Consider the following 20,929-nt stretch of genomic DNA (forward strand, 5'->3'; position numbering starts at 1 on the left):
TTCTATTCATACGAGGTATAACAAACACAAATCAGATATGATGAAATTAAAATTACTCGTGATGTCTTTGTTTATTTCTCTGTTAATGAGCAATTACAAAGCATACACGCAAGAGGTATTTATTAATGAAATACACTATGACAATACCAGTACAGATGTACAGGAAGCTATTGAGATTGCCGGACCGGCAGGAACGGATCTGTCAGGATGGAAAATATTGCTATATAACGGGTCTAATGGGACCGTATATAATACAATTACACTGACAGAAACTATAACAGATCAGCAAAACGGCTATGGTACACAGGTACAGATAGTACCAACCAACGGGTTACAAAATGGAGCCCCGGATGGAATAGCGTTAGTAGATAATACGGATCAGGTAATACAGTTTCTTAGTTATGAAGGCGTAATGACAGCCACTGACGGAGCAGCGTCCGGGATGAGTAGTACAGATATAGGAGTATCTGAATCGAGTAGTACTCAGGTCGGTTTCTCTTTGCAATTATCAGGGACAGGTGCTGTGGCAACTGATTTTTCATGGCAGCAACCCCAGGAACACACCTATGGAGCAATCAATACAGCACAGCAATTTATAGCTCCGATTACGACTCCAAGAATTAACGAGTTTGTCTGCAATCATACAGGCTCAGATACCGATGAGTTTGTAGAGGTTTTGGGATTACCAGCTACTGATCTAAGCAATTACTGGCTATTAGAAATTGAAGGGGATAGTAATGCAGCAGGTACTATTGATGAAGTAATTCAATTAGGAATGACAGATGTGCAGGGGTATTATACAACAGCATTTGGGAGCAATACTTTCGAAAATGGAACATTGGCCTTATTGCTGGTTAAGAATTTTACCGGAGCTATGGGTACAGATCTGGATACCAATGACGATGGGGTATTAGATATCACTCCCTGGGAAGCAATTGTCGATGATATAGGAGTGAATGATGGAGGAACAACGGATATCAACTACGCTAGTGTTAGTTTACTAAAATCATATGATGGTATTTCATTTACCGTAGGAGGGGCTTCGAGAATTCCTAATGGGATAGATACCAATACAGTTGCAGATTGGGTGCGAAATGATTTTGATGGAGAAGGACTGCCGAGCTTTCCTACAGCAGAAGCAACTAATGGTGAAGCTTTAAATACTCCGGGGAAAGAAAATAAAGTAGTGACCGGAAGCGATGAGGCACTGGTGTTCATCAATGAGGTAGATGCAGATACAGAAGGAACAGATACACGGGAATTTATAGAGTTATTCGATGGAGGAGTAGGAAACACATCGTTAGATGGGTATGTAATGGTATTGTATAATGGGTCGAATGATGAAAGTTATCAGGTGTATAATCTACAGGGATATACAACTTCTGCTACTGGATATTTTGTTATAGGTAATGCTGCAGTTCCCGGAGTAGGATTGGAAATTCCTAATAATACATTACAGAACGGAGCAGATGCTGTAGCTCTCTATAAGACAACAACTCCGGTTTCTAATGGAGCTGCTATTACAACAGAAGATTTGGTAGATGCAGTTGTATATGATACCAACGATGCAGACGATATTGCCTTGTTGGTATTATTAAACGAAGGACAACCACAGTTAAATGAAGATGACAAAGGAAATAAAAATCAACATTCCGTTCAGCGTTTTCCTAATGGAACAGGAGGAACCAGAAATACAAATACCTATACTCAGGCAATTGCCACTCCGGGAACAGCGAATACCAATGCTACTGAAGTGATTAGCCTTGTAATCAATGAATTGGATGCAGATACAGAAGGGACTGATACAAAGGAATTTGTAGAATTATACGATGGAGGAGCAGGAAATACCTCGCTGGATGGGTTTGTTTTGGTGGCGTATAACGGGAATACAGATCTTAGTTATCAGGCATTTGATTTAGATGGTTATAGTACTGATGCCGCTGGATATTTTGTCATTGGCAATGAAGGGGTCTCCAATGTAGATGTAATTATACCATCGAATTCTTTGCAGAACGGAGCAGATGCAATTGCCCTGTACAGGGGAGAAGCTACAGGCTTTCCTACAGGTTCTGAAATAACAACCAATCAGCTGATAGATGCAGTTGTTTATGATACAGATGATAGTGATGATACGGCTTTGTTACTATTGTTAAATGAAGGGCAGCCACAACTAAACGAGAATGAAAATGGTAAAAAGGATCAGGAGTCATTACAGCGAATACCCAATGGGGCTGGCGGTGCTAGAAATACAATAGCATTTGTACTTCAAACACCTACTCCAGGAGTTGACAATGATGCAATTGTACTTCCGGGAGAGTTGATTTCTATTGCAGAAGCAAGAGCTGCTACAGTTGGGAGTGTGGTAAAAATTACAGGAATATTAACTGCCACAGATCAATTTAGAGGTCCCGCTTTTATCCAGGATACAACCGGAGGAATTGCTGTTTTTGACGAGCAATTATATGCTAGTGAAACATTGAAAATAGGAGACTCTATTACAGTAACTGCGACAAGAGCTGTGTTTAATGATCAGATTCAATTAGGAACTGTGACAGAAGTAATATCTCATGGGAGAGCTCAGGAGGAAATTACACCCAAAGAAATCACTTTAGCCACTTTAGAGGCACATGCCGGACAATTAGTAAAAATTGTAAATCCGACATTTCCTAATCCAGGAGATCTCCTGTTTGGGAATGCGAATTACACATTGACAGATACGAGTAGTACCGGAGCCCTGCGAATTGATAATGATGTAGCAACCATTGTAGGTTTGGCACAGCCAAGTTTCTGCACGGAGGTCATTGGAATAGTCGGTCGCTTTAGAGAATTTTATCAATTGTTACCGAGACAAAAAACAGATATACCTTGTGCAGAAACATATATTCCTCCAGGGGATACTATTGGAATTCCCAAAGAGAGTACTTTTGATGTAGTCACCTGGAATATCGAATGGTTTGGAGATGAAAATAACTCCCCGGTAGGAACCAATCCATTATCAGATCAGATTCAGCGAGATAGTACTGCTTTGGTTTTTAGAAAACTACAGGCAGATGTATATGCTGTACAGGAAATTGCGGATGAGGTTTTACTGGGAGAATTGGTAAGTCAATTACCAGGATATGATTATGTCTTGTCAGATGCAGTATCGTATCCATCTTCTCCTGATGTAAAACAAAAAGTAGGTTTTGTATACAATACAGAAACGGTATCAGTAGTCGAGACCAAAGCGTTATTAAGAACGATACACCCATTATATAATGGAGGGGATTCTTCTGCAATTAGCGATTATCCCGGTGACCCTACCCGCTTTTATGCTAGTGGAAGGCTGCCATTTCTAATGACAGCAGATGTGACAGTAGATGGAGTAACTGAGCGGATTGATTTGATTGCACTTCACGCCCGGGCAAACAGAAGTACTGATGCCCAGAATCGATATGATATGAGAAAGTATGATGTAGAGATACTAAAAGATACACTAGATACGTATTATGCCGATAGAAATGTATTGTTGTTAGGTGATTATAATGATGATGTAGATGAAACAGTGGCAGATATTTCGTCTCCGCTTTCTAGTTTTGATGCCTATGTAAAAGACACTACTAACTATACAATCGTTTCTGCAGCATTGAGTGAAGCAGGACTTCGCTCATATGTTTTTAGAGAAAATATGATTGATCATATTATGATGACTAATGAGTTGGTCGATGCATATGTGGATACCTCCGTATCTGTACATTATGAAGTGTATGATAACGATTATGCCAGAAATACTTCGGACCACCTGCCGGTATCTGCAAGGTTCTTACTAGAACCTGCTATTGTAGATAATGATTGTTTAGGAGGAAACATTGCTGCCTTTAAACAAGGAAGAAGAAAAGATGGACGTCGTGTTCCCCGATATAGAAGTAACCCCAAAAAAGCTTTGGGAAAACCAAGGGAGAACAGATACTTTAATTTTGTGAGTCTCGGATTTGGAGGAGAAATCACTATAGAGTTGACCAATGAAATTTATGATAATAAAGATGCTAATGAATTTGCGGTATATGAATCGACAGGCTTTTTTGGTAATGTACCGTGTCAATATTTTCCAGAAAAAGCAGAGGTATTTGCTTCTGTAGACGGAGAACATTTCGTATCTCTTGGAACAACCTGTCAGGATGGAGAGTTTGATCTGGCAGCAGGAAAACTGCGATCTGCTAAGTTTATCAAAGTAGTAGATATAAGTGACAAGTCCTTGTTTCCATGGTTTGCAGATGGGTATGATCTGGATGCAATTGCATGCCTGGATACTGTACCGGCAAAAAGTAAAGCTGCTCCAATGACACAAACAAAGTCGGAATCATTATTTGCCAGTGAATTGCTGACAGAAGAAATCGCCTTAGAAGAAACGAATGTCACAATGGCTCCGAACCCTGTACAGCATCAGTTGACTCTTTCTTTTAAAACGATAACACAAGCAACAGTAATGGTAGTGATTTCTGACCTTACTGGCAAAGTAATCTACAGCAAAGAAGAGGTGTTGACAAAAGGAACAACAAAGGTGCAGCTTGATACACAAGCGTATGCAACAGGTACCTACATTGTTTCTGTAGTTGATGATAAAAACATATTCTCATATAAAGAGAAATTAATCAAGCGTTAATTTAATTCACGCGATAAAGAGAAAAGGAGAAGCGATATTCGCTTCTCCTTTTTTTGTAAATTATAAAAATAAGTATAGAACTTCTTTCTTATATCAAAGAAACTCGCAGGGTGTTTACCATCCCTTTTTCCGAGATAGGCATGGCTACTAAATTAATAAGCATATCTCCTTTTTGTACAAACCCTTTTTCTTTAGCCAGATTATTTACGTCTTCTACAGTTTCATCTGTAGTTACATATTTATCATAATAGAAAACCTTTACTCCCCATAACAAGCTGAGCTGAGAAAGGATTCTCTTATTACTGGTAAAAACGAGAATCTCTGCATCGGGTCTCCAGGCAGAAATCTGAAAAGCAGTATATCCACTATTGGTCAATGTAGAAATAGCTTTAGCTTCGATATCATTCGCCATATGAGCTGCATGATAGCAGATCGATTTGGTAATAAAACGATTGGTTCTGATATGTGGTGGATTTTGAGGCACCTGAATAAGAGAAGAATTCTCTACACTTCGGATAACCTTAGACATTGTTTCTATTACCTGTACAGGATATTTTCCTACAGAGGTTTCTCCGGATAACATGACAGCATCCGCCCCGTCCATAACAGAGTTAGCGACATCGTTTACCTCGGCTCTGGTAGGCGTTAGGCTATCGATCATCGTTTCCATCATCTGAGTAGCAATTATTACAGGAATTCGGGCTGTTTTTGCTTTAAGAACCAATTTCTTTTGGATTAATGGAACCTCTTCGGCAGGAATTTCTACTCCCAGATCTCCTCGGGCAACCATTAAGCCATCACAGTATGCTACAATTTTATCTATGTTTTCTACTCCCTCAGGTTTCTCGATTTTAGCAATAATCGGAATTTTATAATCTGATTCTTTAGCAATAAGATCCTGAAGTTCCATCAGATCTTGTGCATGCCTTACAAATGATAAAGCGATCCAGTCAACTTCCTGCTTACAAGCAAAAGTGGCATCTTTTACATCTTTTTCGGTTAGTGCTGGCAATGATATATTCGTATTGGGGAGATTCACTCCTTTTTTGGAACGAAGCGGTCCTCCTTGTAATACTTTTGCGGTAACAGTATCTTTTTTATTGGTAGATACAACTTCAAAGATTAGTTTTCCGTCATCCAAGAGAATACGTTCCCCTGTTTTGACATCTTTAGGAAAACTCTCATAATTCATATAGACCTTATCTGCGGTTCCTTCAAAAGGAGTACCGGTTACAAAATCTATAACATCTCCGTTATTGACAATAATATCCCCTTTCATAACACCGACCCGTAGTTTCGGACCTTGTAAATCTCCTAGAATAGCTGCATTGTACCCAAATTTTTCATTGAGTTCACGGATCATTTTTATGCGTTCTTTGATGTCATCATAATTAGCATGAGAAAAGTTTATCCTGAATACATTTACCCCGGCATCCAACATCTGTTTTAAGATCTTCTTACTGCTGGTAGCAGGACCTAGGGTAGCAACTATTTTGGTTCTTTTATGTTTTGACATTATTCGAATATTAAATTGTTCTTTGATTTTAGTTGGGAGTAATCTACTGTATAAGCTGTGATTACCTGTGGTATTTGTATGAGAGATGCAATGATGGATTTTGTATAAAAACTCAAATCCTCAGTCTCTATTTTTAAGAAAAAATCTACCTTCTTTAATTCGGGAATTAATCGTTTTGTGACATAGGTTTCTTCAGTAGTAACAAATAATCCTTCTTGTATCGGAGGTTGTGATACTGTTTTTGTCTTATAGGTGTTACCTAATAAACTATAGGTGCTGTATTGAAAGTGATCTTCGTATTGATACCAGGGAAAACTGGCGGTAATTTTTTCGTATTCGAAGATGATGTCTTCTTTTTTTCTATGCAGCCTGATATTCAGTGTTTTGTTGAGTAAAAAGGCTAAGCGATAAGGAGCAATAGAAGAGTGAATGGCGATTAATTCATAATCCTCATCCTCTATTGTATCTAAAACTAATCGCTGAACAGCCACGCGTCACTTGTTTTCTGAATTAATCCGAAATATACAAAATAAATCTCGCTGCTAACTTTAAATAAATATAAAGTCTTACACGAAAACGATTGAGTTAATATCTTTACTTTTTCGATTATTTATTGAAGAAGAACTGCTTTTTTCAGGAGGATAAAATGCAAGTTATTTTTGAGAGTTAATTTTGGATTGAAGGGCAAAGTATGCTCTTTTAGAGGCTTTTTCTTCTGCTTTCTTTTTAGAGGTTGCCCTTGCTTTGGCAACTACTTTTTCATCAATCCACAGTTTAACTGCAAAATGTCGGATTTCGTCTTTTCCGGTATCTTCGTAAATTTCGTAATTAAAATTATTTTTTTCTTTCTGACACCATTCGATAAGTAAGCTTTTATAGCTGATAATTTGCCCTTCCAGACTTTCGATATCTACATACGGATTAATTACGGATTCTTGTATAAATCGTTCACAATACACAAATCCTCTATCCAGATAGATTGCACCGATTAAAGCTTCGAATAAGTTCCCGTGTATGTTAATTCCAAATTGTGATTTGGGGATATTGGTACGGACAAGCTCGATGAGTTTTAGATCCTTTCCTAATTCATTGAGGTGTTTTCTACTAACTACTTTTGCCCGCATTTTTGTGAGGTACCCTTCGTTTCCTTCGGGAACTTCCTTGAACAGATGTGCAGCGATAACGCTACTGAGCATTGCGTCTCCTAAAAATTCAAGCCGTTCATAATTTATAGCATTTCCCTTTTTGTCTTTTAGATTCAGAGAACGATGTGTAAATGCTTTTTCGTAATTCGCAATGTTTTTGGGCTTGAATCCCAGTATTTTTTGAATTCTGATAAAAAAATTCCCGTTCTTTTCAGAGCGGGAATTTAATATGTTTCGAATAATATTCATGTATTACTCGTCTAGTTTCTTTAATAATACACAAGCATTATGACCACCAAAGCCAAAAGTATTACTCATAGCATACTTAATTTCGCGGTTTTGTGCTTTGTTTAAGGTCAGGTTTAACGAAGAATCTATGTTCTCATCTGCAGTAGTGTGATTGATGGTTGGCGGTACAACCCCGTGTTCCATCGCCAGAATAGAAGCAATTGCTTCAATAGCTCCGGCAGCACCAAGCAGGTGACCTGTCATAGATTTCGTAGAATTGATATTGATGTTCGGAGCGTGATCTCCAAAAACTTTAGTAATTGCTTTTAACTCGGCAACATCTCCTAAAGGAGTTGAAGTTCCGTGAGTGTTAATAGCATCTACTTGTTCTGGGGATACTCCGGCATCTCTTAAACAGTTAAGCATTACGCGTTCAACTCCGATACCTTCGGGATGAGGGGCTGTCATATGATGAGCATCACTAGACATACCACCACCGACCACTTCGGCATAGATTTTAGCGCCACGTGCTTTAGCGTGTTCGTATTCTTCAAGAATAAGTGCTCCACTACCTTCTCCTAGTACAAAACCATCTCTGGTAGCGTCAAAAGGTCTGGAGGCAGTTTCTGGACTGTCATTTCTTGTGGATAGAGCATGCATAGCATTAAACCCTCCCATACCAGCAATGGTTACAGCTGCTTCACTTCCTCCGGTAACAATGATATCACAATGTCCTAAACGAATGTAGTTTAAGGCATCGATTAATGCATTAGCCGAAGAAGCACAAGCTGAAACAGTAGTATAGTTAGGTCCCATAAAACCATTTCTGATAGAAATATGTCCTGGTGCAATATCGGCGATCATCTTAGGGATGAAGAAAGGATTAAAACGCGGTGTTCCATCTCCTTTTGCGTAACCAAGAACTTCTTCCTGAAAAGTTTCTAATCCTCCGATTCCAGCTCCCCAGATCACACCTACTCTAAATTTGTCAACTTTATCCAAGTCGATTGCAGCATCCTGTATTGCTTCTTGAGAAGAAACAATAGCATATTGTGCAAATCTATCTAGTTTACGTGCTTCTTTTCTGTCAAAATAATCTGTTGGGATATAATTTTTGACTTCGCAAGCAAATTTAGTCTTGAATTTTTCGGTATCAAAATAAGTGATAGGAGCGCACCCGCTCTTACCTTCTTTTAAAGCATTCCAATACTCATTAATATTGTTACCGATAGGTGTTAATGCACCTAGTCCTGTGACTACAACTCGCTTAAGATTCATATTCTGTTGTGAGGTTATTATTTTTTTGCGTCTTCAATATAAGATATTGCTTGACCAACTGTTGCAATATTTTCAGCTTGATCGTCTGGAATCTGGATATCAAATTCTTTTTCGAATTCCATAATCAGTTCTACAGTGTCTAATGAATCAGCGCCTAAATCGTTTGTGAAGCTAGCCTCGTTCACTACTTCGTTTTCGTCTACTCCTAGTTTGTCAACGATTATCGCTTTTACTCTTGATGCAATGTCTGACATAATGTTTGATTTTAATTTTTTAATTTGAGTGGCAAAAATAAAAAACTTTATTTTAAAACCCCACAATCGTATAAAAATGTGTTGTATTTTATCAAATATAGGAAAGTATTGCGTTTTTGCTAGTGATTGAATGAATAATAATTATTTTTTTTGTATTTTTTAAATCAATATCATCAACTACTATATGAAGCGTATTATCATTTTTGCTTCCGGATCGGGTTCTAATGCCGAGAATATCATCAAATACTTTGCAAAGAAGAAAAACGCAGAGGTTACTCATGTGTTTTCTAATAACCAACGAGCCAAAGTACTTCAAAGAGCGCACAGGCTTGGCGTAAAAGCCCTGCACTTTGATAGAGATTCATTTTATAACTCGAATGAAGTACTGCGAATCCTGAATGATGCTAAACCTGATATGATTGTTTTAGCCGGATTTTTATGGATTTTTCCTAAGAATATTATTGATGCTTTTACTAATAAAGTGATTAATATTCATCCTGCGCTCTTGCCTAAATATGGAGGAAAAGGAATGTATGGAAGTCATGTACATAAAGCTGTAGTAGATAATAAGGAGCAGGAAACTGGAATTACCATTCATTATGTCAATGAGTTTTATGACGAAGGAGCAATTATATTTCAGGCAACAACTCCGGTACAAGAGGGGGACACTCCAGAAGATGTAGCGATGTCAGTACATCAATTAGAATACAAACATTTTCCCGAAGTGATAGAGAATCTTCTTTTCTCAGTAGAAGCATAAAACAAAATGGCTAAAAAAAAAGAAAAGTTTTATGTGGTCTGGGAAGGGCACCGTCCAGGTATTTATATGACATGGGATGATTGCAAAGCCATGATCAATGGATATGCAAATGCCAAGTATAAATCGTTTGAGTCTTTTGATTTGGCAAAAGAAGCTTATAAAGGTGTTTATGAGGATTATAAAGGAACCAAGACTAAAAAGGTGCTTTCTCAGGATCTTATAGACCGTATAGGAGAACCTGATTTATATTCTATTGCTGTGGATGCAGCGTCTAGTGGCAATCCGGGTAAGATGGAATATAGAGGAGTGGATACACAAACAAAAGAACAGCTTTTTCATCAGGGACCTTTTAATGAGGGGACTAATAATATAGGAGAGTTTCTTGCATTGGTACATGGGCTGGCGTATCTGAAAAAGAAAGGAAGTGATCGTATCTTATATACAGATTCTAAAATAGCAATGGGCTGGGTACGAAAAAAACAATGCAAAACAAGCCTGAAAAGAACATCGAGAAACCAAGAGATGTTTACTTTGGTGGATAGAGCAATTCAATGGTTAAAGACGAATACCTATACAACTACGATTGTAAAATGGGAAACAAAAGTCTGGGGAGAAATTCCGGCAGATTTTGGACGAAAATAACTAGTTGATTTCTGACGTACAATAAAGATAGAAATAAAAAGCTCCGGTGATATGCCGGAGCTTTTTTTATGAATAATAAGATTTTTTAATCTGGCGTATTAAAATAATCCAGATACATGAATGCTTTTTATTAGCTACCACATGCACCAAGGTTATTCCATCCACTAACTGTTCTTTGGTATAGTGTTCCTCTATAGGTTACTTTATCACCTACATTGTATGATCTGTTTCCGTTATACTCTTCTACACCTGCACAAGGATCATTACTCACAGTTCCACATTGACCAAGATTATTCCATCCGCTACTTGTTCTTTGATATAGTGTTCCTCTATAGGTTACTTTATCACCTACATTGTAAGATCTGTTTCCGTTATACTCTTCTACACCATCGCAAATATCTCCTCCAGTATCAGGAAATGGGTATATGCTACCGATAAATGCTTTGTCTGTTTGTGATAGACGAGTATTAGAACCTACGGCTACTCTGTCCAAAGTGTGTTCGGCAGGAATAGGGTAATGCATAATAGATAAAGGATCGTACTGGCTATAGTTACTAATATTTGCTTCATAACGTCTGAAAAGGTTATGATCAACTTGTGCTCTTGACCAGTTGTTTGGTGGTCCCGCATAGTAAGCATATACAGCTTCTTTATCCCAGTTGATTCCTGCAACAGGGTTTTGGTGTTCGTGGATTAATCCAAGTGCATGTCCAAATTCATGAATAGTAGTTCGTCTAAATTCTGTATCAGAAGTAGAGTCATTAAACCATCCAAAATGCATACTGTGCGCATGATCATTAGAGTCAGTTCCTAAATAAGACCAAGAACCGGTTTCGTTAGCAAATTGCCCTTCTCTAAAACCAATTTTAATGTTCGCACTACTATTAGAAGAAACCCATTGAAACTTTAGGTTGGCATATTTCTCCCATTCTACGGCATATTGTCGTACTTTGGACTGAACATAATTGCTTCCATTTAAGAACTTTACACGAATAGTTTGACCAGGTTGCCATTGTTTTGCTTTTACACTGGCTGCTTTCCCGTTTCCAGGAGCATCCCATTTAGCAATACAAACATGAGCATTTTTAGAGCTGTCAATAGAATTATCTTCAAATACAGCTTCTGTATCCTTTTCACAGTTAAAGAATAAAATAGACAGGGAAGTAACTAAAGCTAGTTTAGTTAATTTTAATTTTTTCATAATTATTGAAAGTTTGTGTTCCTACAAATAACGTAAAAATTTTATGAAAAATTTAAGAAAAAAGCATTTTTTTCGTTCAAAAATTAACATTTATGCTTGTTTTTGTCTGATTCTTGTAAGAATTAAATAAGGTAAAACCCTTATAAAACAATGCTTTTAGGGTAAAAAGAAGTTTTAAATTATTTTTTGACTCAAAAAATATATAAAGCGGGAATTTTTGACAAAAAAACTACTTTCGATGCAAGTGTCGAAGAAATTTCAGGTTGATTATTGAGTAGAAAAACTATTCGAAAAGAAAAGAATAATGTCTTTTTTAAAGTAGAATGATTAAAAATAATATAGCATCAGACATCTGAATAGTACACTAAAATGCTAGAGTTGATATTGGTTGATTTTCAAGGGAGGTAAGCTTGTAAGCAAATCGCTTTCCTACTGAAAAGTAAAACGTATATTTGCAAAAAAAATAACGGCTGTTTTTATGAGTAAATTACTTATCGTAGGAAGTGTAGCTTTTGACGCTATCGAAACACCTTTTGGTAAAACCGATAAAATTTTAGGAGGAGCAGGGACTTATATAGGATTGTCTGCCTCTTATTTTAATACTTCTTCTGCAATTGTATCTGTAGTAGGAGAAGACTTTCCAAGTGAATATATAGAGATGTTTCAGAAAAAAGATATTGACACCTCTGCTATTGAAGTAGTAAAAGGGGGAAAAACTTTTTTCTGGAGAGGAAAATATCATAATGATTTAAATTCCAGAGATACGCTGGAAACCCAATTGAATGTATTAGCAGATTTTAATCCGGTTGTTCCTGATACATATAAAGATTCGGAAATTGTCATGTTAGGTAATCTACACCCGTTGGTTCAGTTAAGTGTTTTAGATCAGCTTACTGCAAAGCCAAAGTTAGCGATACTGGACACAATGAATTTTTGGATGGATAATGCATTGGAAGACTTAAAAAAAGTAATTGCCCGAGTTGATGTAATTACAATTAATGATGAAGAAGCGAGACAGTTGAGTGGAGAATATTCTTTAGTAAGAGCAGCAAGAGTAATTGCAGAAATGGGTCCTAAGTATATCGTAATTAAAAAAGGAGAGCATGGAGCATTATTATTCCATAAGGAACAGGTGTTCTTCGCACCGGCATTACCATTAGAAGAAGTGTTTGATCCAACAGGAGCAGGAGATACATTTGCAGGAGGGTTCTCAGGATATTTAGCCAAAACAGAAGATGTTTCTTTTGATAATATGAAAAAAGCAGTGATACACGGATCAAATTTAGCTTCGTTTTGTGTAGAGAAATTCGGAACAGAAAGAATTCAAAACCTCGATAAGGTAGAAGTTTATCAAAGATTGCAGCAATTTAGAGAATTGACGCAGTTCGAAATAGAATTAGCATAATCCCTTATAGAAAGTAAGGAGCAATATAACAAACACAACAACTAGAAATAGGAATACAATGAGTGATGCTTTAAAACACGAATGCGGAATTGCATTAGTTAGACTTCTAAAGCCGTTAGAATACTACAAAGAAAAGTATGGTAGTGCATTTTATGGAGTAAATAAAATGTACCTGATGATGGAAAAACAACATAACCGTGGTCAGGATGGAGCCGGTTTAGCGAGTATCAAATTGGATATGTCCCCGGGAGAGCGCTATATAAGCAGAGTTCGTTCTTGTCAATCAATGCCTATACAGGATATTTTTTCTCAGGTTAATGAACGAATAAACAAAGAGCTTACAGCAAATCCCGAATATACAAATGATGTAGCGCTGCAAAAAAAGAACATTCCATATATAGGAGAAGTGTTTCTTGGACATGTACGATATGGAACTTTTGGGAAAAATAGTGTAGAAAGTGTACACCCGTTTCTGAGGCAGAATAACTGGATGCATAGAAACCTTATTGTAGCCGGGAATTTTAATATGACGAATAATCATGAGCTGTTTAAGAACCTGGTTCGATTAGGTCAGCATCCCAAAGATCATGTGGATACTGTAACGGTGATGGAGAAAATAGGACACTTCCTGGATTCTGAAGTTGCAAAGCTATATAAGAAATTAAAGAAAGAAGGATTTAGCAAAGTAGATGCTTCCCCACAGATAGTAGAGCGTCTTAATGTAGCAAAGATTCTGAAGAAATCTTCCAAAGACTGGGATGGTGGATATGCAATGGCCGGTATGCTTGGGCATGGAGATGCTTTTGTACTAAGAGATCCTTCTGGAATTAGACCAGCATACTATTATAAGGATGATGAAGTGGTAGTAGTCGCTTCAGAACGCCCTGTAATACAGACTGTTTTTAATGTGCCGTTTGAAAAAGTAATAGAGCTGGATCCGGGAAAAGCAATTATTATAAAGAAAAGCGGAGAAACTTCTATAAAGAAGATTATAGAGCCTAGAGAACGAAAAGCCTGTTCCTTTGAGCGAATTTATTTTTCGAGAGGAAGTGATGCCGAAATATATGAAGAGCGTAAAAAACTAGGGAAATTATTGATGCCTCAGGTGTTAAAAGAGATAAATCACGATACGCTTAATACCGTGTTCTCTTTTATCCCTAATACAGCAGAAACTTCTTTTTACGGATTAGTAGAAGCAGCGCAGGATGAATTGAACAAGCAAAAGAACGAGACGATCCTTAAAGAAAAAGAAGGGTTGACGAATGAACGACTCAAAGAAATTCTATCTCATCGACTGAGAACAGAAAAAATAGCAATAAAAGACGCGAAACTCAGAACATTTATTACAGAAGACAGCAGCAGAGATGATCTGGTAGCTCATGTATACGATGTTACCTATGGAGTAGTAAAGTCAGAAGATAATCTGGTAGTTATCGATGATAGTATTGTTAGAGGGACTACACTAAAGAAGAGTATTATTAAGATGCTCGACAGGCTAAATCCAAAAAAAATAATTATAGTTTCTTCTGCTCCACAAATTCGTTATCCGGATTGCTATGGAATTGATATGGCAAGAATGGAAGGGCTGATAGCTTTTAAGGCAGCTATTGAATTATTAAAAGAAAACGGAAACTACGATTTAGTTGAGCAGGTATATGAACAATGTAAAGACCAGGAGAACTTACCAGATGAAGAAGTGAAGAATCATGTGACTAAGATTTACAATTCATTTTCGGATCAGGAAATAAGTGATAAAATCGCTGAAATGTTAAGTGATAGTACGGTAAAAGCCGAAGTAAAGATAATTTTTCAGACGGTAGAGAAGCTTCACGAGGCATGTCCTAAGAATTTAGGAGACTGGTATTTTACCGGAGATTATCCAACCCCAGGAGGAAATAGAGTTGTAAATAAGGCTTTTATAAACTTTTATGAAGGTAAAAATGAAAGAGCTTATTAGAAAAATATAAGTTGATTTGCGCTTAAATTACATAAAATTGTGTAGTTCAACAAGTATTTTAGCCGTTTGTCTAAAATATTTTTTAAGTAGGAAATAACGCTCTATATTAGCAGAGCCATAGCATAAGTAGGTTAAGTTCATGGTAGATTTGGGGCAAAAAAAGGTGGTTCATCCACCTTTTTTTATTTTACAGCGATTTCAAAAAAATAGATATAAAAAAAGAGGAGTATTGCACTCCTCTTTTTTGCTTTATGATATTCAGATATTACTTGTTCTGAGCAAATCTTTTTGATACTTCATTCCAGTCAATTACATTAAAAAATGCAGCGATATAATCTGGTCTTTTATTTTGGTAGTTAAGGTAGTATGCATGTTCCCAAACATCAAGACCTAAAATAGGAGTTCCGCTGCACCCAACATTAGGCATTAATGGATTGTCCTGATTAGGAGTTCCGCAAACTTCTAATTCTCCACCTTCTCTGACACATAACCAAGCCCATCCAGAACCAAATTGTCCTGCAGCAGCTGAAGAGAAAGCATCTTTAAAAGCTTCAAATGAACCAAAAGACTTGTTGATAGCTTCTTCTAACTCACCACTTGGTTTCCCTCCTCCGTTTGGAGACATAATTTTCCAGAATAAACTATGATTGTAATATCCTCCTCCGTTATTTCTTACGGCTCCATTAGACAGGTCTAAATTGATAAGAATGTTTTCAATAGTTTTTCCCTCTAGGTCTGTTCCAGATATAGCAGCGTTTAATTTATTAGTATACCCTGCGTGATGTTTATCATGGTGAATTTCCATCGTACGTGCATCTATATGAGGTTCTAACGCATCAAAAGCGTAGTCTAATTTTGGTAATTCGAATGACATAGTCTATCTTTTTTAGTTAATAAAATGAAAAATGATCCCAAATTTAGGAATTAGCAAGGTTAATAAAAACAAATTGGCGTTATAAATTAATTAAAAGTACTAGATATATATAAATAAGTTTTATTTATAGCTAAAACACTAGATTTGGTGGCGAAACTTTTTTTGTTATACGTTTTAAAAAACACAGATACGTGAATAACCGATATCCTTTTGTAATATATAATGCTGCTGCCGGTGCCGGAAAGACATATACATTGGTAAAAGCGTACTTAATGACATTACTTACCGGAGCATTCAATGATGGTTACAGAAATATTTTAGCGATTACTTTTACGAATAAGGCGGTTGCAGAAATGAAAACCAGAGTATTGGAAAGTTTAATAGGAATTAGTGAACCTACTCCTTCTTCTGATTATCAGTTGCTTTTGGAAGATATAGCAAAAGAAATAAGCAGTTCCCCTAATACCTTGAAGAAAAAAGCACGAAAAATACTAGAGAGTATTCTTCATAATTATGCAGCTTTTGATATTGTAACCATAGATACATTTACACATAGAGTTATCAGAACCTTCTCTCATGATTTGGGGATTCCTATGAATTTTGAAATAGAAATGGATACAGAGGTGTTGATAGAAGAAGCTGTCGATGCTGTAGTTGCTAAAGTAGGGGAAGATAAAGAGTTGACAAAAGTAATAGTAGAGTTTGCTTTTGGGAAAATGGAGGAAGATAAAAGCTGGGATGTAACACTGGAGCTAAACAAAATAGCAAGACTGTTATTTTCAGAAAATGATAGAAAACATCTGCAAAAACTATCTCAAAAGAGTGCTTCGGATTTTGATACGTATAAAAAGGAATTACAAAAAAAATACCTGGAATATAAAGAAGTAATTATTTCGCAGGCAAAAAAAATAAATACCCGTATACAAGACATCGGTTTAGATCAGAAAGATTTTTTAAGAGGATCGGTACCTAAATATTTTGAAAAACTTGCTGCAGGTGATATCTCGCCGGATTTTAATGCTTCCTGGAAACAAACGATAGACACAACTCCTTTTTATGGGGCAAAATTAGATGCGGTAAAAAAAGACTTGATCGATGAGATAAGACCAGAGATAGAACAGTGCTTTTTAGAGACTAAGAATATGATTATTAAAGCAAGTTTGTTTGATAAAATCATAAAAAACCTAACCCCATTATCCGTGTTGAATGCAATTCATAAGGAACTGCAGGAAATAAAAAAAGAAAGACGAATCCTTCTTATTTCAGAATTTAATACTATCATTAGTGAAGCAATTCAGGATCAGCCGGCACCATTTATATATGAACGCTTGGGAGAGCGATATCGGGACTATTTTATAGATGAGTTTCAGGATACTTCAGAAATGCAATGGAACAATCTGATTCCCTTAATCGATAATGCGCTATCTTCAGAAACCCTAGATGGAAAAAGAGGAAGTCTTACAGTGGTAGGGGATGCAAAACAAGCTATATATAGATGGAGAGGAGGGAAAGCAGAACAGTTTATAGAGCTATCTTTGGAGAAGAACCCTTTTTCTATAGAAGAAAAGGAGGTGATGAACCTTCCCAGAAACTACAGAAGTCATAAAGAGGTCATTCTGTTTAATAATAACTTGTTTACCTTCTTGTCAAATGATTTTAGCAACCTGAAACATAAAGAATTGTATCTAACAGGAAATCAACAAGAAGTAAACACAAAAAAAGGAGGGTATGTTAATGTTTCTTTTGTCGAAGCAAAAAATATAGAAGAAGAACATATTGCCTATGCAGAAAGAACATATGCTATCGTAAGTGAACTTGTAGAAAAGGGGTATGCATTAAATGATATTTGTATTTTGACCAGAAGGCAAAAAGAAGGAGTGTCTATAGCAGATTACCTGACCGAAAAAGATATTCCTATCATTTCTTCAGAAACCCTTCTTATTAATAAAGCTACCGAAGTACAGTTTATTGTAAACTTGTTAATATGGTATGTATATCCAAAGGATTTTATAACCAAAACAAAGATCCTTCACTTTATCATATCAGCATATGGGGTATCAAATACACATGCATTTTTAGAAAAACATGTTTTTTCTGATCGTATAAGCTTTAGTAAGGAGCTACAGGGTTTGGGAATTTATTTTGATTTTGAATATATAGGAATAAAACCCCTGTATGAAGCTGTTGAATATATAATAAGGTGTTTCTCGCTAGGAAATAATGCACCGGCATATGTTCAGTTTTTTCTGGATATAGTCTTTAGTTTTACTCAAAAGAATACAGAAGGATTGCTTGGTTTTTTAACCTATTGGGAAGTAAAAAAAGATACAATTAGTATCATAGCTCCAGAGGGAGAAGAAGCTGTAACAATTATGACGATTCATAAATCCAAAGGATTGGAGTTTCCCTGTGTTATCTACCCGTTTGCAAATACAGATTTTTATAGAGAAATAGAGCCTAAAACATGGTTCCCGGTAGAAAAAGAACAAACAGGAGATTTTGATGAGGTGTTGATTAACTATAATAAGGATATTGAAATATATGGAACCACAGGAAAAGAAATAGTGGAAGAAAGAAAATCTCAGCTAGAACTGGATGCATTTAATGTCTTTTATGTAGCGATGACAAGAGCTGAGCAACAATTATATGTCGTTTCCAAACTAGAGCTAAACACAAAAGGAATGCACAATCCCAATAAAATTTCGGGAAAGTTAATTGCCTATTTACAGCATATTGGAGAATGGAATGAAGCACGATTAGAATATGGATTTGGTGTTTTTGAGAAAACAGCATCCAAAGAAGAAGAAAAAACCGATACAGAAAAAGTGACGCTACACGGTTTTGACCCTGTTTTTAAAAAGCATGAAATCTCTATAGTTACCAATGCAGGAAAATTATGGGATACCAGCCAGAAAGAAGCCCAGGAAAAAGGAACGTTATTACATGAATTGATGTCCAGAATACAAACCAAAGAAGATGTAGAAGACGTCATAACGAAAGCATATTTACATGGAGAGATCGGAGAAAAGGAAAAATCAATTATACAGGATGAATTGATAAGGATAATAATGCATCCCGGAGTCTTACCTTATTTCCAAAAAGGAAATACAGTATTAAACGAACGGAGTATTATGTCTGGAGGAAGAGAGTATCGACCCGATAGAGTAGTAATTGATGCGAACAACCGAGCGACAATTATCGATTATAAAACCGGAGGGTTTTATAGTACGCACGCAGAACAAGTATATGAATATGGACAGCTTATAGAAGAATTAGGATACTTTTTATATGAAAGAGTATTGATATATGTTAATGAGTCAATCACCCTAAAATATGTATAAACAACGATTATTTGGGTAATTCCTGGTAGAAAATTAGGTGTAAAAGAGAATTTTGTCTTATAATTGTAGGATTATTAACAAGGATAATAACGATTGGTTTTATCTCTTGGAGCTAAAATTATCAAGTTTACAGGGGTTTAAAAAAACAAATTACCGATATAAAAAAACCTGTAAGCATTGATGAATACTGATATGTTAGGAAAAAATTATTAGTTTTGTCTTTGACAATAGTTTTTAACATATTACATTTGCTCTAATTAACACGTAAAAATTAAATTATTGAATATGAAACATCTTAGCAGATTTTTAGTGGCTTCGTTGTTAGTACTTGGCTTAAGTACAACGAATGCACAAGATCAAAACAACCCTTGGGCAGTATCGATTGGCGTTAATGCTGTCGACATCTTTCCTACAGGAGGAGATTTACCTGTACAAGGTGAAATCTTTGACGAATATTTTAATGCTAATGACCACTGGAATATTCTTCCATCAGTGTCTAAATTATCCGTAGGAAGATACATAGGAAGTGGTTTTAGTTTTACTGCTGAAGGATCAGTTAATAAAATTAGCAACTGGGGAGAACTTAATGGAGAAGATCAAAGTGTAGATGATTTATCTTACTATGCATTAGATGGTAGATTCTCTTATAGCTTCAAAGATGCTTTAAAAGCTAAGTGGTTCGATCCTTACTTAGGTGTAGGTGGTGGATACACTTGGATAGATGAAATAGGAGTAGGAACTGTAAACGGATCTTTAGGGATCAACTTCTGGTTAACAGAAAATTTAGCATTAAACGTACAGTCTACTTATAAGCACGTATTAGAAGACTATGAGGTAAGCAACTATCCTCCTACACACTTCCAGCACTCTGCAGGTCTTACTTTCGCATTCGGAGGTAAAGATACTGATGGTGACGGAGTATATGACAAAGATGATGAGTGTCCAGAAGTTCCTGGTTTAGCTGAGTTCAACGGATGTCCTGATACTGACGGTGACGGAATCGTTGATGGAAAAGATGACTGTCCAGATGTTGCTGGTACAGCTGAGTTCAACGGATGTCCTGATACTGACGGTGACGGAGTTCCAGATCCTAAAGATGACTGTCCTACAGTTTCTGGTTTAGCTAGCCTTAACGGATGTCCTGATGCTGACGGTGATGGAATCACTGATGGTAAAGATGGTTGTCCAAACGAAGCAGGTCCTGCTGCAAACAACGGATGTCCTTACCAAGATAAAGATAATGACGGAGTATTAGATAAAGATGATAACTGTCCTGATGTTCCTGGAACTGTTGCAAACAACGGATGTCCAGAAGTAACTGAAGAAGTACAGGCTACTCTTAACGAATACGCTAAGACTATCTTATTCGATACTGGAAAATCAAGTATCAAGTCTGAGTCTTTCAATGTTCTTCAAGATATCATCAAGATCCTTAAAGAATACCCAAGTGCAAACTTCTCTATCGAAGGACACACTGATTCTCAAGGTAGAGCTACTACAAACCAAAGATTATCTGAGTCTAGAGCAAATTCTGTAAAAGATTTCTTAGTAAACAACGGAATCGATCAGTCTAGATTATCAGCTAAAGGGTATGGAGAAGAAAAGCCAATCGCTACTAACGCGACAAGAGCTGGTAGAAAACAAAACAGACGTGTTGAAATCAACTTAGTAAAATAAGGAGATTCA

The 20,929-nt window shown here is 36.5% G+C and carries 14 protein-coding genes; 7 read left to right on the forward strand and 7 right to left on the reverse strand.

Annotation, left to right across the window (positions count from 1 at the left end; translation table 11 throughout):
- Nucleotides 1-37: 37 nt before the first annotated feature.
- A complete protein-coding gene (locus ACFSTE_RS00305) occupies nt 38-4,642 on the forward strand; it encodes a DUF5689 domain-containing protein (protein ID WP_378257851.1) in 4,605 nt (1,534 codons plus the stop codon).
- A gap of 88 nt (nt 4,643-4,730) precedes the next feature.
- Here ACFSTE_RS00305 and pyk read toward each other — a convergent pair whose 3' ends face one another.
- From pyk to ACFSTE_RS00330, 5 genes are all read right to left on the reverse strand, one after another.
- On the reverse strand, nt 4,731-6,158 hold the full coding sequence (gene pyk, locus ACFSTE_RS00310) for a pyruvate kinase (RefSeq protein WP_176028124.1): 1,428 nt from the start codon (nt 6,156-6,158) through the stop codon (nt 4,731-4,733).
- Complete coding sequence (locus ACFSTE_RS00315) at nt 6,158-6,649, reverse strand: IPExxxVDY family protein (RefSeq protein ID WP_378257853.1); 492 nt, start codon at nt 6,647-6,649, stop codon at nt 6,158-6,160. The genes pyk and ACFSTE_RS00315 overlap by 1 nt, the downstream gene beginning before the upstream one ends.
- Before the next feature lie 162 nt (nt 6,650-6,811).
- Entirely contained in the window at nt 6,812-7,552 is a 741-nt protein-coding gene (rnc, locus tag ACFSTE_RS00320; protein ID WP_176028122.1) for a ribonuclease III, read from the reverse strand.
- Nucleotides 7,553-7,555: 3 nt separating this feature from the next.
- A complete protein-coding gene (gene fabF, locus ACFSTE_RS00325; protein WP_176028121.1) occupies nt 7,556-8,809 on the reverse strand; it encodes a beta-ketoacyl-ACP synthase II in 1,254 nt (417 codons plus the stop codon).
- 17 nt (nt 8,810-8,826) lie between these two features.
- Nucleotides 8,827-9,063, reverse strand: a complete 237-nt coding sequence (locus ACFSTE_RS00330) for an acyl carrier protein (protein WP_013069791.1) — start codon at nt 9,061-9,063, stop codon at nt 8,827-8,829.
- A gap of 184 nt (nt 9,064-9,247) precedes the next feature.
- On the opposite strand from ACFSTE_RS00330, the gene purN reads away from it, so the two are divergent.
- Entirely contained in the window at nt 9,248-9,823 is a 576-nt protein-coding gene (purN, locus tag ACFSTE_RS00335) for a phosphoribosylglycinamide formyltransferase (RefSeq protein WP_176028120.1), read from the forward strand.
- Nucleotides 9,824-9,829: 6 nt separating this feature from the next.
- Nucleotides 9,830-10,465, forward strand: coding sequence for a ribonuclease H1 domain-containing protein (locus ACFSTE_RS00340; RefSeq protein WP_176028119.1), 636 nt, complete (start codon nt 9,830-9,832; stop codon nt 10,463-10,465).
- A 130-nt stretch (nt 10,466-10,595) separates the two neighbouring features.
- On the opposite strand, the gene ACFSTE_RS00345 is transcribed toward ACFSTE_RS00340, so the two are convergent.
- Nucleotides 10,596-11,666 (reverse strand): matrixin family metalloprotease, encoded by a 1,071-nt coding sequence (locus ACFSTE_RS00345; protein ID WP_176028118.1) that lies wholly within the window; start codon nt 11,664-11,666, stop codon nt 10,596-10,598.
- Nucleotides 11,667-12,144: 478 nt separating this feature from the next.
- On the opposite strand from ACFSTE_RS00345, the gene ACFSTE_RS00350 reads away from it, so the two are divergent.
- Entirely contained in the window at nt 12,145-13,071 is a 927-nt protein-coding gene (locus tag ACFSTE_RS00350; RefSeq protein ID WP_176028117.1) for a PfkB family carbohydrate kinase, read from the forward strand.
- Nucleotides 13,072-13,129: 58 nt separating this feature from the next.
- Complete coding sequence (locus ACFSTE_RS00355; RefSeq protein WP_378257858.1) at nt 13,130-15,028, forward strand: amidophosphoribosyltransferase; 1,899 nt, start codon at nt 13,130-13,132, stop codon at nt 15,026-15,028.
- Between the two features lie 265 nt (nt 15,029-15,293).
- Here the strand turns inward: ACFSTE_RS00355 and ACFSTE_RS00360 are convergent, their stop codons facing one another.
- A complete protein-coding gene (locus tag ACFSTE_RS00360) occupies nt 15,294-15,902 on the reverse strand; it encodes a superoxide dismutase (RefSeq protein WP_176028115.1) in 609 nt (202 codons plus the stop codon).
- A gap of 191 nt (nt 15,903-16,093) precedes the next feature.
- On the opposite strand from ACFSTE_RS00360, the gene ACFSTE_RS00365 reads away from it, so the two are divergent.
- Both ACFSTE_RS00365 and ACFSTE_RS00370 read left to right on the forward strand, forming a co-directional pair.
- Nucleotides 16,094-19,243 (forward strand): UvrD-helicase domain-containing protein, encoded by a 3,150-nt coding sequence (locus tag ACFSTE_RS00365; RefSeq protein ID WP_378257860.1) that lies wholly within the window; start codon nt 16,094-16,096, stop codon nt 19,241-19,243.
- A 285-nt stretch (nt 19,244-19,528) separates the two neighbouring features.
- Nucleotides 19,529-20,920, forward strand: a complete 1,392-nt coding sequence (locus ACFSTE_RS00370) for an OmpA family protein (protein WP_176028113.1) — start codon at nt 19,529-19,531, stop codon at nt 20,918-20,920.
- Nucleotides 20,921-20,929 lie beyond the last annotated feature (9 nt).

It is taken from the genome of Aquimarina hainanensis, assembly GCF_042684685.1.
In the GTDB taxonomy this organism is placed as follows: domain Bacteria; phylum Bacteroidota; class Bacteroidia; order Flavobacteriales; family Flavobacteriaceae; genus Aquimarina; species Aquimarina hainanensis.